This is a genomic window from Streptomyces scabichelini (assembly GCF_011045015.1).
Lineage (GTDB): Bacteria > Actinomycetota > Actinomycetes > Streptomycetales > Streptomycetaceae > Streptomyces > Streptomyces scabichelini.
Window position 1 is genome coordinate 30,539 of record NZ_JAAKZY010000040.1, and the last position, 15,310, is coordinate 45,848.

Consider the following 15,310-nt stretch of genomic DNA (forward strand, 5'->3'; position numbering starts at 1 on the left):
TCTCGTCGCGGGGCCCTCGAATGCGCTTCAGCGTAAGGAGCGAACCCCATACCCCACAAATATCTGGTTGGAGCGTATTGAGACGGACGCGATATCAATACCCCCCTGGGTCAACCCTGGGGAAATGTCTGGGGCCGACTCTTCACCCCGCTGTCATGGTGCTGAAAAGCAATGGCAACGAGTCGCCGACCAGGTCGGAGGGCTCGGTCGAGGCGAAGGGACGAGAACATGGCCGAGGACTTCAGCCGTGCGCGGACCATCCTCGAAGACGCCCTCGTGGAGGATCCGGACAACGGTGTGTACCGGGTCCGGCGCAGTGTCTTCACGGACGAGGAGCTCTTCGAGCTGGAGATGAAGCACATCTTCGAGGGGAACTGGCTCTATCTCGCGCACGAGAGCCAGATCCCGGAGGTCGGCGACTACTTCACGACGTACATCGGCCGCCAGCCCGTCGTCATCTCCCGCGACAAGCAAGGGGAGCTGCACTGCCTGATCAACGCGTGCAGCCACCGCGGCGCGATGCTCTGCCGCCGCAAGACCGACAACCGCACCACCTTCACCTGCCCGTTCCACGGCTGGACCTTCAACAACAGCGGCAAGCTGCTGAAGGTGAAGGACCCGCGCGAGGCCGGCTACCCGGAGCAGTTCAACACCGACGGCTCGCACGACCTGAAGAAGGTCGCCCGCTTCGAGTCCTACCGCGGGTTCCTGTTCGCCAGCCTGAACCCGGACGTCAAGCCGCTGCGCGAGCACCTGGGTGACGCGGCCGTCGTCATCGACATGGTCGTCGACCAGTCCCCGGACGGCCTGGAGGTACTGCGCGGCTCCTCGACGTACCACTACGACGGCAACTGGAAGCTGCAGGCCGAGAACGGCGCCGACGGCTACCACGTCTCCGCCACCCACTGGAACTACGCGGCCACCCAGGCCCGCCGCACCTCGGGCGAGTCGAAGAACGACACGAAGACGATGGACGCGGGCGGCTGGTCCAAGCAGAAGGGCGGCTTCTACTCCTTCGACCACGGCCATCTGCTGCTGTGGACCAAGTGGCTCGACCCCACCAACCGGCCGCTGTACGAGAAGCGCGACGAACTGGCCGCCGAGTTCGGGGCGGAGAAGGCCGACTGGATGATCGGCGTCTCCCGCAATCTGTGCCTGTACCCGAACGTCTACCTGATGGACCAGTTCAGCTCGCAGATACGGCACTTCCGGCCCATCTCCGTGGACAAGACCGAGGTCACCATCTACTGCATCGCCCCCAAGGGCGAGCCCGCCGAGGCCCGCGCCCGCCGGATCCGGCAGTACGAGGACTTCTTCAACGCCACCGGTATGGCCACCCCGGACGACCTGGAGGAGTTCCGCTCCTGCCAGAAGACGTACCAGGCCGAGTCCATGCCCTGGAACGACCTCAGCCGCGGCGCCGTGCACCAGATCGACGGCCCCGACGAGGACGCCAAGAAGATCGGCATCGACCCGATCGCCAGCGGCGTGCGCACCGAGGACGAGGGCCTCTACCCCGTCCAGCACGGCTACTGGCTCGACACCCTGCGGCGGGCCCTGGACGACCTGGAGGCGGCGAAGTGACCACGGCAATCGATGAGTTGACGCTGGAGGGCATCCGGCAGTTCCTCTACCGCGAGGCCCGCCACCTCGACGACCGAGAGTTCGAGAAGTGGCTGGAGTGCTACCACCCCGACGCCGAGTTCTGGATGCCGGCCTGGGCGGACGACGACGAACTCACCCGCGACCCGCAGCGCGAGATCTCCCTGGTCTACTACCCGAGCCGGGCCGGCCTGGAGGACCGCGTCTTCCGCATCCGCACCGACCGCTCCAGCGCGACCAGCCTGCCCGAACCGCGCACCGGCCACAACATCACCAACGTCGAGATCACCGGCCGCGACGGCGACACGGTGCACGTGCGCTTCAACTGGTTCACGCTCTACTACCGCTACCAGACCGTCGACACGTACTTCGGCACGTCGTACTACACCCTCGACCTGACCGGGCCCGAGCCGCTCATCACGCGCAAGAAGGTCGTCCTGAAGAACGACTACGTGCACCACGTCGTCGACATCTACCACGTCTGACATCCCTGGAATCTCACGTCTGACATCCCTGAAATGAGTCGCAGCATGTCCTTCCAGGTCGCCCTGAACTTCGAGGACGGCATCACCCGCTTCATCGAGTGCCGCCCCGACGAGACCGTCGCCGAGGCCTCCTACAAGGCCCGGATCAACATCCCCCTCGACTGTCGCGACGGCGCCTGCGGCACCTGCAAGTCGCTGTGCGAGTCGGGGAGTTACGACGGCGGCGACTACATCGAAGAGGCGCTCACCGACGACGAGGCCGCGCGGGGCCACTGCCTGCCCTGCCAGATGACCCCGCACAGCGACCTCGTGCTGCGCATCCCCTCGTCCGCGGCCGCCGCCAAGACCGGGCCGGCCGCGTTCGGCGCGACCGTGGCCGACATACGGCGCCACTCCGCGACCACCGTCGAGTTCGCGCTCGACGTCGACAACCGGGACGGCCTCGACTTCCTGCCCGGCCAGTACGTCAACGTCGCCGTCCCCGGCACCGACCAGACCCGCTCCTACTCCTTCAGCTCCGGCCCCGCCCAGCGGCAGGTGTCGTTCCTGGTGCGCATCGTGGACGGCGGCGCGATGTCCGCGTACCTCACCGAACGCGCCAGCGTCGGCGACCGCCTGGAGTTCACCGGCCCAATGGGCAGCTTCTACCTGCGCCAACTCACCCGCCCTGCCCTGCTGCTGGCGGGCGGCACCGGCCTGGCGCCCCTGCTGTCGATGCTCGAGCGCATGGCCCAGCAGCCGCCGGGCCGCCCCGTCCACCTGCTCTACGGCGTCACCACCGACGAGGACCTCGTCCACCTGGACACCCTCGAGGACTACGCCGAGGTCGTCCCCGGCTTCACCTTCGACCACTGCGTGGCCGACCCCGCGAGCCGTGCCCGCACCAAGGGCTTCGTCACCGGACTCATGGACGCCGGCACCCTTCACCACGGCGATGCCGACGTCTACCTGTGCGGACCGCCCGCCATGGTCGAGGCCGTACGCGCCCACATCGCGTCCCTCGGCGTGACCCCGGCGAGCTTCCACTACGAGAAGTTCACCCCCGCCGCCGTACGCACCACGGCGGAGGCCGCATGAGCGTGACCACCGTCAACACGGTCCGTTTCGCCGGGAAAAAGGTCGTGGTCACCGGAGCCGCGCAGGGCATCGGCCTCGCCGTCGCCCGCCGGCTCGCCGCCGAGTCCGCGGACGTCGTCCTCGTCGACCGCGCCGAGGTCGTCCGGGCAGCCGCCGAAGAGCTCAAGGCCCACGCCGTCGTCGCCGACCTGGAGCGGTACGAGGGGGCCGAGGCCGCGATCGCCGCGGCCCACGACCACCACGGCCGCATCGACGTCCTCGTCAACAACGTCGGCGGCACCATCTGGGCCAAGCCCTACGAGCACTACGCACCCGACGAGATCCAGGCGGAGATCCAGCGCTCCCTCTTCCCCACGCTCTGGACCTGCCGCGCCGCCCTTCCCCACCTCATCGCCCAGCGCTCCGGCACGATCGTCAACGTCTCCTCCGTCGCCACCCGCGGCGTCAACCGCGTCCCGTACGCGGCAGCCAAGGGCGGCGTCAACGCCATCACGGCCTCCCTCGCCATGGAAACCGCGCAGTACGGCATCCGCGTGGTGGCCACGGCCCCGGGCGGGACCGACGCCCCTGCCCGGCGGGTCGCCCGGGGCCCCGCGGCCCGGACCGCGCAGGAGAAGGCCTGGTACCGGCAGATCGTCGACCAGACCACCGGCTCCTCCCTGATGAAGCGCTACGGCACGCTCGACGAGCAGGCCGCCGCCATCTGCTTCCTCGCCTCCGACGAGGCCGCCTACATCACCGGCACCGTCCTGCCCGTCGCCGGCGGGGACCTCGGCTGACTCGAACGCAACGTGGGGTCCACTCCATGAACACGCAGGAGCACAGAACCACTCAGGCACCCAGAACCACCGACCCACGGGACGGCCCCTTCGTCCCGCGCCCGGCCGCCGAACCCGTCCCGGCCGCAGCGGCCTTCGTACCGGGGCCGTGGCCCGGCGGCGGTGCTAGCGTGCTGGCACATGAATGACCGCCCTGAGCTGCAGCGAAGCCTGATCGGACGGGCCGGCGAGGTCGCCGCGCTGGCCCGCGCGATCAGCGCCGCCCGCTCCGGCCGCCCCGGGCTTGTCCTGGTCGAGGGCCCGGCGGGCATCGGCAAGACGGCGCTCGTCGAGCACGTCCTCACGCGGCACGGATCCGGCGCGGGAGTACTGCGCGTAGCAGGGGTGTCCTGGGAGTCGGGTCTGCCGCTCGGGATCGCCGACCAGCTCGTCCACGGCAACGGCAACGGCGCCGCTCTGCCCGACCCGACGGCACCGGACGCCGTGCTGGACACCGGCCGCCTGCTGCGCCGTCAGTGGGCGGCCCGGCAGGAGCGGGAACCGGTGATCGCAGTCGTCGACGACGCCCACTGGGCCGATGCGGAGAGCCTGCGCGCCATCCGGTCGGCGCTGCGCAGGATGTCCACGGAGCGGGTGCTCGTCATCCTGGCCGCGCGGGACGAGCCGTACGAGCTGTACGAGGTCGGGGGACGGCACGCCGAGCCGCCCCTGCCGGTGCCGGCGGTCCTGGAATTCCTCGACGGCTGCCGCGACAACGCCGTACGTCCCGGACCGCTGACCCCGCAGGACGTGCGCACCCTGGCCCGGGAGACGGGCGGGCTCGCCCTGGACGTTCCCGCCGCCCGGCACCTGTGCCGCCACACACGGGGCAACCCGCGCCACGTGACGCAGCTCCTGCGCGAACTGCCCCGCGAGACCTGGCAGGACTGGCGCCCCGAGCTTCCCGCGCCCACCCGTTATGCCACGGCCGTCCGCCACCGGCTCGCCCGTTGCGGCGAGGCCACCCGGGCCCTGGTCGAGGCCTGCGCCATCCTCGGCGAGGACGCCTCGCTCACCGAGGCCGCCGCGCTCGCGGGCCTGGACACCCCGCTGCCCGCAGTGGACGAGGCCCGGGCGGCCGGTCTGGTGACCGCCATCCTCGATCCCGGCCGTCACCAGCTGGCCTTCTCCCACCCGCTGGTCCGCGCCGCCGTCCTCACCCGCATCGACCTGACCCGCCGGGCCGGACTGCACGCCCGCGCGGCGGAGATCAGCGACGACCGGGGAAGGCAGCTGATCCACCGCGTGGCCGCCACCACGACAGCCGACGAGACGCTCGCCGACGAGCTCGACCGGTATGCCGCCGAGCGCGCCTCCGCAGGGGAGTGGTCGGCGGTGGCCGACACCCTCGTCCGCGCGGGGAGGCTGAGCACCGGGCGCACCGCACGCGAGGACCGGCTGCTGCGCGCCGTCGACGCGATGATCGGCGCCGGGGACGTGCCGCAGGCCACGGCGTTCGCCGCGGAGCTGGAGAGTTTTCCGGCCGGCATCCTGCGCGACGTGGTGCTGGGCTATCTGGCCATCATGCGCGGGCGCCCGGCGGAGGCGGAGGCCTTCCTCACCCAGGCCTGGGAGCGCTGCGACCCCGCTCGGCACCGCGACCTGATGGCCCGGATCAGCCAGCGCCGCGTGCTGCACGCGCTCGGCCGCTGGGACGCAAGCGACCTGGTCGCCTGGGCCCGCCGGGCGATCGAGCTCGCCGACCCGGACAACCCGTCGGCCATCGAGTCGGAAGCCGTGCTGGGCCTCGGCCTGGCCGCGATGGGCCGCCCCGAAGAGGCCCTGGCCGCGTACGAGACGGCCGCCGCCAAACTGCCCGGCGGCGCCCAGCCCCAGCGCTTCCAGCTCGGGCGCGGCTGGGTGGACCTCGCCCTGGACGCTCCCGAAGCGGCCCGCCGCCGACTCGAAGCGGCCGTCCCCACCAGCTACCGGATGGGCTCCACCCGGATCTCCCTGTGGGCGCAGGGCTGGCTGGCGCGCACCCAGTTCGCGCTCGGCGCCTGGCCGGAGGCCCTGGAGACCGTGCAGCGGGCGGCCGTCCGCCTCGCCGAGGTCCGCATCGAACTCGTCCGCCCGATGGTCCACTGGACCGGCGCCCAGATCCATGCCCTGCGCGGCGACTGGGAGGCCGCCGACCACCATGTGGGCGAGGCCGCCGCCGACCTTCACCACTACGAGGTCATGCTGATCCCCTCCTGCCTGGCCCGCGCCCAGGTGGCCGAGGCCCGCGGCGACTATGACCGGGTCGTCGAGGCCCTGGCCCCCGTGGTCCAGCTCCCCGTGCGGGAGTCGATCGACGAACCGGGCTTCTGGCCCTGGCCGGACGTGTACGCCAACGCCCTGGTCATGACGGGCCGCCTCGACGAGGCCGACGCGTTCCTCGCCCCTCACGAGGATCTCGCCGCCCGCCGCGGCCGCCGCTCCGCCCGGGCCCGCCTCGGCCTCGCCCGCGGCCGGCTCACCGCCGCGCGCGGCGACATCGACACCGCCCGCAAGGAGTTCGAGCAGGCCCTCTCCCACCTCGAGCACCTGCCGCTCCCGTACGACCGGGCCCGCGTCAATTTCGCCTACGGCCAGACCCTGCGCCGCGCCGGCAAGCGCCGCGAGGCCGACACCGTTCTGAAGAACGCCCGCGACGCCTACGCCACCCTCGGCGCCCGCACCTTCGTGGAACGTTGCGACCGGGAACTCCAGGCCGGTGGCCTGCACACCACCCGCCTCGCCCCGGGAATGGCCCAACTCACGGCACAGGAACGTGCCGTGGCCCGGCTCGTCGCTGCCGGGGCCACCAACCAGCAGGCGGCTCTGGAGCTGTTCATCTCGGTCAAGACCGTGCAGTACCACCTGACGCACGTCTATTCGAAACTGGACATCCGCTCTCGCAGCGAACTCGCTGTGCGCTTCAGGGAGTTGCCGCATCCCGAGTGATCGACACCTCGGCACCGACCTGCGAGCACTGGACTGTCGCCTCGGCACGAGCATCGTGTGCAGCCGCTGCGTCGGCCGTCCACTACGTGATCGGTACGGTGGTACCGGGACGACGAGAGGGGCGGCGCGGCCGTGGGTGAGGAAGCGGAGATCAGGACGGCGAAGGAGGCTGCCGACCACGAGCTCATCCTGGCGTTCGGGCGGTTGCAGGGGGCGGCGAACCGGCTGGAGTACATCCTCGGCCGGGCGCTCGAGGTGGAGTGCGGCATCAGCCATCTGGTCTTCGAGGTGCTGCTGATCCTCGGGCGGGTGGGCGAGCCGGGGCTTTCCATGCGGGCCATCGCGCAGGAGCAGGTCCTGACCACCGGCGGCGCCACCCGGCTGGTGGATCGGATGGAGACGGCTGGTCTCGTGACGCGCGTGGAGTCCCCCGAGGACCGGCGCGGGAAGCTCGTGCGGCTGACCCCGCTGGGCGAGGAGACGGCCGTACGCGCTGCCCGGGTGCACCTGGAGAACATCAAGCGGCACTTCGTGGAGCCCCTGCCGGAGGCGGACCGCGCGCGGTTCGCGGAGGATCTCCGGATCCTCAGCCATACGGCCCGGGACGTGCTGCCTCGACTTCCCTGACCTGCGGACGTACGGACCTGCGGATCCGTGGCAGTGCAGGTCTAATGGCATCGGGCGTGCTCGTGTGTCCCAGTTCACACGAGTCGAGGAATGTCTGACGAGTCAGCTACTGTTCTGTCAGGTGAATCGCTCGCAACCGGCGGGCGTCCCTCTCTGCCGAGGTCTTCGATGAAGCTCGTCTACGTCTTCGACGCCTACTGCGGCTGGTCGCACGGTTTCTCCGGCACCCTGCGCGAGATCACCTCGCGCCACCCCGGCCTGCCGGTCGAGATGGTCTCCGGTGGTCTGTTCACCGGGCCGCGCCGGGTGCCGATCCGAGAGTTCGGCTACGTCCAGGGCGCGAACGCCAAGATCGCCGAACGGACCGGTGCCACGTTCGGCCAGGCGTATGAGGAGTTGATCGCCGACGGGTCGTTCGTGATGGACTCCGAGGCCGCCGCCCGTGGCGTCGTGGCCCTGCGCCAGGTGGCCCCCGACCGTGCAGCGGAGCTGGCCACGGCCCTACAGAACGCCTTCTACGTCGACGGACGGAGCCTGTCCGAGGCGGCCACCTACCGGAGGGTCGCCCAGGCGGCCGGGCTCGACGCGGATGCCGTCGTCGCCGCCTTCGAAGCACCCGAGGCGCAGACCGTGGCCCACGCCGACTTCCGCCGCGCGGCCCAGCTCGGCGTCACCGGCTTCCCCACTCTGCTGGCCGTCGACGGCGACTCCGTCAGCCCTCTGGCGTACGGCCACGCCACCGCCGACGAGGTCGACGAACGCCTCGCCGCTCACTGAGCTTCCCCCGTCCCCGTCCCCACCCCATCCCCTGCGCAAAGGAGCCATCGATGAGCACGCTTTCCTTCAAGGTCCTCGACCTCGACTTCCCGGCCGGCAGCAAGAACAAGACCGCCACCCTGGTCACCGGCGAGCAGGAGGCGCTGCTGGTCGACGCCGCGTTCACCCGCGCCGACGGCCACCGCCTGGCCGCCGAGATCCTCGACTCGGGCAAGAAGCTGACCACCGTCTTCGTCAGCCACGGCGACCCGGACTTCTACTTCGGTGCCGAGGTGATCGCCGACGCCTTCCCCGACGCGGTCTTCGTCGCCACCCCGATCGTCATCGAGCACATCCAGCACTCCTACGAGGGCAAGCTCAAGGCGTGGGCGGCCCTCGGCCCGAACCTGCCCACCCGCCTGGTCGACCTCACCCCGCTGACCGGCGACCTCACCCTCGAAGGGCACCGCTTCGAGCTCAAGGGCGGTCCGGCCGGACTGCCCGACCGCCACTACCTGTGGCAGGCCGAGCAGCGCGCGATCCTCGGCGGCGTCCTGCTCTTCCAGCAGGAGCACGTCTGGGTCGCCGACACCCCCACCGCCGGCGACCGCGCCGCCTGGATCGACCTGCTGGACGAAATGGCCGCCCTGGACCCGGAGTTGGTCGTCCCCGGCCACCGCCTGCCCGGCACCCCGGCCGACGCCTCCGCCATCACCGCCACCCGCGACTACCTGCTCGCCTTCGAGGAGGAGTTCGGCAAGGCAGCCGACGGTGCCGCGCTGACGGAGGCGCTCGTCAAGCGTTACCCCGACAACGGCATGCTGATCGCCGCCCAGCTCGGCGCGAAGGTCGCCAAGGGCGAGATGAAGTGGGGCTGACCATGGCCGAGTTCGCCACATCCACGGCTCCCGCCGACGTCGTACGGCGCCAGTACCTGGCGTCCGCGGCCGGCGACCTGGAGGCCCTGCGGGCCACCCTCGCCCCCGACGTGGAGTGGACCGAAATGGCAGGCTTCCCGCTCGCCGGCACCTACCGCACCCCCGACGGCGTCACCTCCAACGTCATGGAACAGCTGGGCAAGGACTGGGACGGCTGGGCGGCGCACGACGACACCTACGTCGTCGACGGCGAGAACGTCGTCGTGCTGGCTCGCTACACGGCGGTCAACAAGGCCACCGGCAAGCCGCTCGCCGTCCGCGTCGCGCACCACTTCGTCGTACGGGGTGGACTCATCGTGCGCTTCGAGCAGTTCGTCGACACGGCACTGGTCCGCGAGGCCATGACGGACTGACGCGTTCTGTACTGACACGAATTTCGGCTGTATCCGGACCGAGGCCGTCCCCCAGCAGGGGACGGCCTCGGTCCATTGCCCGTGCTATTCACCGGGCGCCGCGTACCTCGCAAAGGCGTACTACTGGCCAAGGCCGCCGCCACCCCGGTCGGTGCCCGGGCCGGGTCGTGAGAGGCGGATCATGGCGCGGTAGAGAGCAGTGTGCCTCGGGGCTTCGGGCAGCGGGGGGATCGGCGCGTCGGGGGTGGCGTAGGAGCGGAGCATGTGGCCGACGAGGCGGCGCCAGGTGTCGGGGGCGGCGTCGCCGGTGGCGGCGATGACGCCGGCGTTGGCCATGAGCAGGATGACGAGGTCCTCCGAGACGAAGTCCTCGCGGAGGTGTCCGCTGTCCTTGGCGCGGGCGATGAGTTCGAGGAACCCGTTGTACGCCTCGGTGCGGCGGGCCTCCAGGGCCTTGGCGGCGGGGAACGTCATGGTCAGTACGTCGGCGAAGCCGCGGTCGGCGGCCTGCATGGCGCAGACGGCGTGGAGGTAGCCGGTGAAGCCGTGCCAGGGGTCGGGGTCGGCGAGTGCCTCGGTGACGGCACCGACGTAGGCGTCCATGCGGTCGGCGAAGACCGCGTTGACGAGTTCCTCCCGGGTGGCGAAGCGCCGGCCGAGCGTGGCTTTGCCGACCCCTGCCTCGCGGGCGACCGAAGCCATGGAGACACCGAGCCCCTCGGCGGCGAAGAGGCGGCGGGCGGCGGCCAGGATGAGGCAGCGGTTGCGCTCGGCGTCGGCGCGCAATCTTGCTTCGGGCTGCTGGTCCGGACTCTGGTCGGAGGGTGCGGAAGTCATGCACCCACTCTACCTAAGTGGACCGGTCGGCCCGCTTCTGTTGTACGCTGGGCCGCGATGAAGCGGGAAGGTCGTACCACTTATGGAGAGGTTTCTTTCATGCGTGCTGTAACACTCGAATCCGTCCCCTCGACCCCGGCCGTGGCCGAGGTGGACACTCCTCGCCCGGAGGCCGGGGAATTGTTGGTCAAAGTGGTCGCCGCCTCGTTGAACGCATTCGACCTCGCCACCGCCGCCGGCTACACGCAAGCGTTTATGGAGCACCGGTTCCCGCTGGTCCTCGGCCAGGACTTCGCGGGCACCGTTGAGGCGCTCGGCGAGGGCGTGGAGGGCTTCGCGGCCGGCGACGCGGTCTTCGGTGTCGTGCTGAAGCCGTTCCTGGGCGCCGGGTCGCTGGCCCAGTACGTCACCGTGCCCGCCGGACACGGAGTCGCCCGCATCCCCGCGGGCCTGAAGGTGGAGGACGCGGGCGCGCTGGGCGTGGCCGGGGCCACTGCACTGGTGAGCCTGGACGCGGTGGCCCTGGCCGAGGGCGAGACGCTGCTGATCTCCGGGGCTTCCGGCGGGGTGGGTTCCCTGGCGGTGCAGCTCGCCGCCGCCCGTGGCGCGAAGGTGATCGCGACCGCCCGCCCCGGTGCGCAGACCGACTTCGTCACCGGCCTGACCGGCGCGGAGGTGCACGTCGTCGACTTCACCGGTGACCTGGAGGGGCAGGTCCGCGCGATCGCTCCGGAGGGGGTGGACGCGGTGCTGCACCTGGCGGGCGACGGCGCCCAGCTGGCCGCTCTGCTGCGGCCGGGCGGTCAGCTCGCCTCGACCACCGGCTTGACCCAGGACGCCGTCAAGGGAGCCGTCAAGGGGCAGGACGTCACCGTCCACACGATCATGGCCACCCCGGACGCCCAGAAACTGACCTCCCTGGCCGAGCAGGTCGTCTCCGGCGCACTGCGTGTGCCGGTCACCGCCACCTACCCGCTGGAGCGGGCCACGGAGGCGTTCGCCGCCTTCGGCGCCGGCACCCCGGGCAAGATCGCCATCGCCTGCTCCTGACCCACGTCCATTCCTGACTCACATCCAACGAAAGAGATACGACTGTGCCCACCATTGCCATCGTCGGCGCCGGCCCCGGTATGGGCCTGGCCATCGCCCGCACCTTCGGCAGCCGCGGCTTCGACATCGCCCTGATCGCCCGTACCAAGGAGAAGCTGCAGACGCTGGTCGACCAGCTCGGCCAGGAAGGCATCACGGCCGCGGCGTTCCCCGCCGACGTCCTGGACCGCGCCTCGCTCACCGACGCCCTGGAGGCGGCCAAGGATCGCTTCGGCGGCATCGACGTACTGGAGTACTCCCCGGCTCCGCACACGCCGGTGCCCGGTTTCACCCTGGTCGCCCCCTCAGAGGCGACGGTGGACAACCTGCAGCCGCAGGTCGAGTACACCTTCTACGGTGCTGTCGCCGCCGCCCGCGCGGTGCTGCCCGCGATGCGCGAGGCCGGCGCGGGCACCCTGCTGTTCACCACCGGCGGCGGCTCGGTGGACCCCAATCCCATGATGGGCAACGTCAACGCGGCCGCCGCAGCCCTGCGCAACTGGGTCATCAACTTGAACAAGGAACTGGCCGACAGCGGTGTGTACGCCGGCCACGTGGCGATCAACGTGTGGATCGGCGGAGGCGGCCCGGAGGGCATCCCGACGGCCACGCCCGAGCAGATCGCCCCCGTCTACTGGGACCTGTACGAAAACCGTGACCGCTCCGAGGCCGTCTTCAACGCCTGACCGGCCGGCCCACCCCGCTCCAGGGAGGGGGCGCATCCGCTCCCTCCCCACCCCGTCCCCCTCCCCATAAGGAATCCGTACGTGAACGTCTTCTTGTGGATCGTGCAAGCCGTGCTGGCCGCCATGTTCGCCATGGCCGGCGTCATGAAGTCCACCCAACCCAAGGACAAGCTGGTCGGCCAACTGCCCTGGACGGCCGACTTCTCCCAGGCCACCGTCCGCTTCATCGGCATCGTCGAGTTCGCGGCCGCCCTCGGACTGATCCTTCCCGCTGCGACTGACATCGCCCCCGTGCTGACCCCGCTGGCCGCGACCGGCCTGGTCGTGGTGATGGTGCTGGCCGCGATCACCCACGCCCGCCGCAAGGAACCCGGCGCGATCGCCTTCAACGCCGTCCTGCTGATCCTGGCCGCCCTGGTGGCCTGGGGCCGCTTCGGCCCGTACAACTTCTGACCTCTCCTCCTGGCCTCTCCTTCTGACCTCTCTTTCCGATCCATTCCTTCTTCAGATCCCTTTGATCCCTTCCTTCTGACTGCCACCGCGAGGAACCACCCCAGATGCGTGTCACCGTCTTCGGCGCGACCGGCGGTATCGGCCGCCTTGTCGTCCAGCAGCTCCTGGACGAGGGCCACCAGGTCACCGCCCTGGTCCGCACCCCGGCCAAGCTCGCCGTCACCCACTCCCATCTCACCGTCTTCAACGGCCAGTTGTCCGACCGCGATGCCGTCGAGCAGGCCGTCAGTGGCGCCGACGCGGTGATCAGCGCGCTCGGCCCCTCCCTGAAACGGTCCACGACCGGCACCGCGGTGACCGACGGAACCCGCACCATCGTGCAGGCCATGGAGGCGCAGAAGGTCACCCGCTTCATCGGCCTGGCCACGCCCTCACTGGCCGACCCGCAGGACAGGCCGCACTGGAAGCTCAAGGTGCTGCCCGTCGTGGCCGGGCTGATGTTCCCCAACGCGCTGGCCGAGTTGAAGGGCATGACCGAGGCCGTCACCGGCTCCGGTCTCGACTACACCATCGCCCGCATCACCAACCCCACCGACAAGCCCGCCACCGGCCGCATCCGCTCCGGGTTCCTCGGCCACGACAAGGTCGGCTCCGCCATGAGCCGCGCCGACATCGCCGCCTTCCTCGTCGCGCAGCTCACCGACGACCACTACCGGCGAGCCATGCCCGCCATCAGCAACTGAAGCCAGGAACTCGCCATGACCTTCGAACTCGGCGTCTACTCCTTCGGCAACACCCCGCGCCTGCCCGACGGCAGCCGCGGCCCCACCGCACAGGCCATCCGCGATGTACTGGAGGCCATCAAACTCGCCGACGAAGTGGGACTGGACTTCTTCGGGGTCGGCGAGCACCACATGCGGGCGATGCCGCTGTCCTCGCCCACCTCCGTGATCAACGCCGCCGCGGCCGCCACGCACCGGATCAAGCTCAGCACCACGGTCACCGTCCTGTCGACCGACGACCCGGTTCGGGTGTTCCAGCAGCTCGCGACCGCCGCGTCCCTCGCTCCCGGACGCATCGAGCTGGTCGCCGGACGCGGATCGTCGACGATCACGTTCCCGCTGTTCGACCACGACGAGCACGACTACGACATGCTGTACGCCTCCAAGCTCGGCCTGTTGATGGCCGTCAACGCCGACGAGAACATCACCTGGCGCGGCCCCCACCGCAGACGGCCGCTGGAGGATGTCACCGTCTTCCCGCGCCCCGAGGAGCCGCTGAAGATCTGGCTGGGCACCGGCGGTAGCCCGGAATCGGTGTACCGCGCCGTCGAGTTGGGGCTGCCGCTGTTCCTCGGCGTCCTCGGCGGCACCCCCGAGCACTGGGCGCGCTACGGGCACGCCTACCGGGCCGCCTGGGCCGAGGCCGGTCACCCCGCCGAGCGAGCCGATATCGCGGTCTCCATGCACGGGTTCGTCGCCGAGTCCGGCACCCAGGCCCGGTCGACCTACCTGGAGTACGAGCACCGCATGATGGCCGAGGGCATGGCCGAACTGGGCCGCCCCGCCCCGTCACGCGCCGGCCGCGCCGCGAACTACGGCCCCGACGGCATGGTCTTCGTCGGCAGCCCCGACGAGATCGCCGACCGCATCCTCCACCTGCACGGGCTGCTCGGTCACACCCGCCAGATCCTTCAGATGGACGTCGGCGGCATGCCACAACGCGACTTCCTGCGCGCCATCGAACTCCTCGGCACGAAAGTGCTCCCTCAGCTCCGCGCCGTCCACTGAACCCCCGGTCAAGGAGCCGATTCTGGCTTACGCCTGGATGAGCTGTCGTGCCATGAGTTGTTCCACGCTCGCCTGCAGATCGGCCGGGGCGGTGTCATGACCGGTCAGGTGCCTGAGCAGCGCCTGCTGGAACAGTCCGTCGAAGAGTGCGTACGCAACCGCTGGGGACACCTCGACGGGTGAACCAGCGAGTTCCGCGTAGTGACTGACGACGCGCCAGATCATCTGTTCCAGGCTGTGGTCGATCTCGAGGACATCGTCGCGGAACGACTCCTCGAACAGGGCCTGGTTCCGGAGGTCGTACCAGAGCCGGTGCATCGTCGCGTCCTCGCGCAACGTGCCGGCCATCGCCGCGCCGAAGCCGTGCTTGAGTTCCTCGGCCGAGCCGGCGGTGATGACGATCTGGTCGTAGCGGGTGACGCACTCCGCCTTGTACTGCCGTACGCAGTAGGTGATCAGTTCCACTTTGTCGCGGAAGTAGTAGTGCAGGACGCCATGGGAGAACTCGGAGTTCTGTGCGATCTCGCGCAGACTCGTACGGGCGTAGCCGAGTTCGGACAGGGTCCGCAGCGCGGACGCGGCCAGCTGTGCCCGCCGTTCGCCGAACTTGTCGACCTGCCGCCGGGAGATCCGGTCCTGCTTCTTGCCCGCGACCTGAGTCACAGCGCGTCTCCCCGCCTCCGTCGGTTTTTCCAACTGCCCGCACTGTACGGACCCCACCAGGTTATCGCGGCAGTGACCGACTCCCGGCAGAAATCTTGACAGTCGTCCAAAGAAGTCTTGACGACTGTCAAGAAGTCTTGGACTCTGAGGTGCGCCCCACGCTCCGGGCCAGCGGCCAGGCCGCCGGGCTCCGGCCTGCGGCTGAGCG

16 protein-coding genes are annotated in these 15,310 nt (G+C 70.3%); 14 read left to right on the top strand and 2 right to left on the bottom strand.

Annotation, left to right across the window (positions count from 1 at the left end):
* Window positions 1-228: 228 nt before the first annotated feature.
* From benA to G5C60_RS15330, 9 genes are all read left to right on the top strand, one after another.
* A complete protein-coding gene (gene benA, locus G5C60_RS15290) occupies window positions 229-1,584 on the top strand; it encodes a benzoate 1,2-dioxygenase large subunit (protein WP_165259390.1) in 1,356 nt (451 codons plus the stop codon).
* Window positions 1,581-2,087: a benzoate 1,2-dioxygenase small subunit gene (benB, locus tag G5C60_RS15295; RefSeq protein WP_165259393.1), complete on the top strand. Its 507-nt coding sequence runs from the start codon at window positions 1,581-1,583 to the stop codon at window positions 2,085-2,087. Before benA ends, benB begins: the two co-directional genes overlap by 4 nt.
* A 33-nt stretch (window positions 2,088-2,120) precedes the next feature.
* Window positions 2,121-3,164, top strand: coding sequence for a benzoate 1,2-dioxygenase electron transfer component BenC (benC, locus tag G5C60_RS15300; RefSeq protein ID WP_241266816.1), 1,044 nt, complete (start codon window positions 2,121-2,123; stop codon window positions 3,162-3,164).
* Complete coding sequence (locus G5C60_RS15305) at window positions 3,161-3,943, top strand: 1,6-dihydroxycyclohexa-2,4-diene-1-carboxylate dehydrogenase (RefSeq protein WP_165259396.1); 783 nt, start codon at window positions 3,161-3,163, stop codon at window positions 3,941-3,943. The genes benC and G5C60_RS15305 overlap by 4 nt, the downstream gene beginning before the upstream one ends.
* Window positions 3,944-4,123: 180 nt before the next feature.
* Window positions 4,124-6,910 (top strand): helix-turn-helix transcriptional regulator, encoded by a 2,787-nt coding sequence (locus G5C60_RS15310; RefSeq protein ID WP_165259399.1) that lies wholly within the window; start codon window positions 4,124-4,126, stop codon window positions 6,908-6,910.
* Window positions 6,911-7,042: 132 nt separating this feature from the next.
* Complete coding sequence (locus G5C60_RS15315) at window positions 7,043-7,537, top strand: MarR family transcriptional regulator (protein ID WP_165259401.1); 495 nt, start codon at window positions 7,043-7,045, stop codon at window positions 7,535-7,537.
* Between the two features lie 168 nt (window positions 7,538-7,705).
* Window positions 7,706-8,314 carry a DsbA family protein gene (locus G5C60_RS15320; RefSeq protein WP_165259403.1) on the top strand — a complete coding sequence of 203 codons (609 nt, stop codon included), beginning with the start codon at window positions 7,706-7,708 and terminating at the stop codon, window positions 8,312-8,314.
* Window positions 8,315-8,364: 50 nt separating this feature from the next.
* A complete protein-coding gene (locus G5C60_RS15325; RefSeq protein WP_165259405.1) occupies window positions 8,365-9,171 on the top strand; it encodes an MBL fold metallo-hydrolase in 807 nt (268 codons plus the stop codon).
* A 2-nt stretch (window positions 9,172-9,173) separates the two neighbouring features.
* Window positions 9,174-9,584, top strand: a complete 411-nt coding sequence (locus G5C60_RS15330; RefSeq protein WP_206439553.1) for a nuclear transport factor 2 family protein — start codon at window positions 9,174-9,176, stop codon at window positions 9,582-9,584.
* A gap of 120 nt (window positions 9,585-9,704) precedes the next feature.
* Here the strand turns inward: G5C60_RS15330 and G5C60_RS15335 are convergent, their stop codons facing one another.
* Window positions 9,705-10,421: a TetR/AcrR family transcriptional regulator gene (locus tag G5C60_RS15335; RefSeq protein WP_165259410.1), complete on the bottom strand. Its 717-nt coding sequence runs from the start codon at window positions 10,419-10,421 to the stop codon at window positions 9,705-9,707.
* A 99-nt stretch (window positions 10,422-10,520) separates the two neighbouring features.
* On the opposite strand from G5C60_RS15335, the gene G5C60_RS15340 reads away from it, so the two are divergent.
* From G5C60_RS15340 to G5C60_RS15360, 5 genes are all read left to right on the top strand, one after another.
* Window positions 10,521-11,471 (top strand): NADP-dependent oxidoreductase, encoded by a 951-nt coding sequence (locus G5C60_RS15340; RefSeq protein ID WP_165259412.1) that lies wholly within the window; start codon window positions 10,521-10,523, stop codon window positions 11,469-11,471.
* 44 nt (window positions 11,472-11,515) lie between these two features.
* Window positions 11,516-12,196, top strand: a complete 681-nt coding sequence (locus G5C60_RS15345; RefSeq protein WP_165259414.1) for an SDR family NAD(P)-dependent oxidoreductase — start codon at window positions 11,516-11,518, stop codon at window positions 12,194-12,196.
* An 81-nt stretch (window positions 12,197-12,277) separates the two neighbouring features.
* Window positions 12,278-12,649: a DoxX family protein gene (locus tag G5C60_RS15350; protein WP_165259416.1), complete on the top strand. Its 372-nt coding sequence runs from the start codon at window positions 12,278-12,280 to the stop codon at window positions 12,647-12,649.
* Window positions 12,650-12,753: 104 nt separating this feature from the next.
* Window positions 12,754-13,392: an NAD(P)-dependent oxidoreductase gene (locus G5C60_RS15355; RefSeq protein WP_165259418.1), complete on the top strand. Its 639-nt coding sequence runs from the start codon at window positions 12,754-12,756 to the stop codon at window positions 13,390-13,392.
* A 15-nt stretch (window positions 13,393-13,407) separates the two neighbouring features.
* Window positions 13,408-14,439 carry an LLM class flavin-dependent oxidoreductase gene (locus G5C60_RS15360; RefSeq protein WP_165259420.1) on the top strand — a complete coding sequence of 344 codons (1,032 nt, stop codon included), beginning with the start codon at window positions 13,408-13,410 and terminating at the stop codon, window positions 14,437-14,439.
* Between the two features lie 27 nt (window positions 14,440-14,466).
* Here G5C60_RS15360 and G5C60_RS15365 read toward each other — a convergent pair whose 3' ends face one another.
* Window positions 14,467-15,102: a TetR family transcriptional regulator gene (locus tag G5C60_RS15365; protein ID WP_206439554.1), complete on the bottom strand. Its 636-nt coding sequence runs from the start codon at window positions 15,100-15,102 to the stop codon at window positions 14,467-14,469.
* Between the last annotated feature and the right edge of the window lie 208 nt (window positions 15,103-15,310).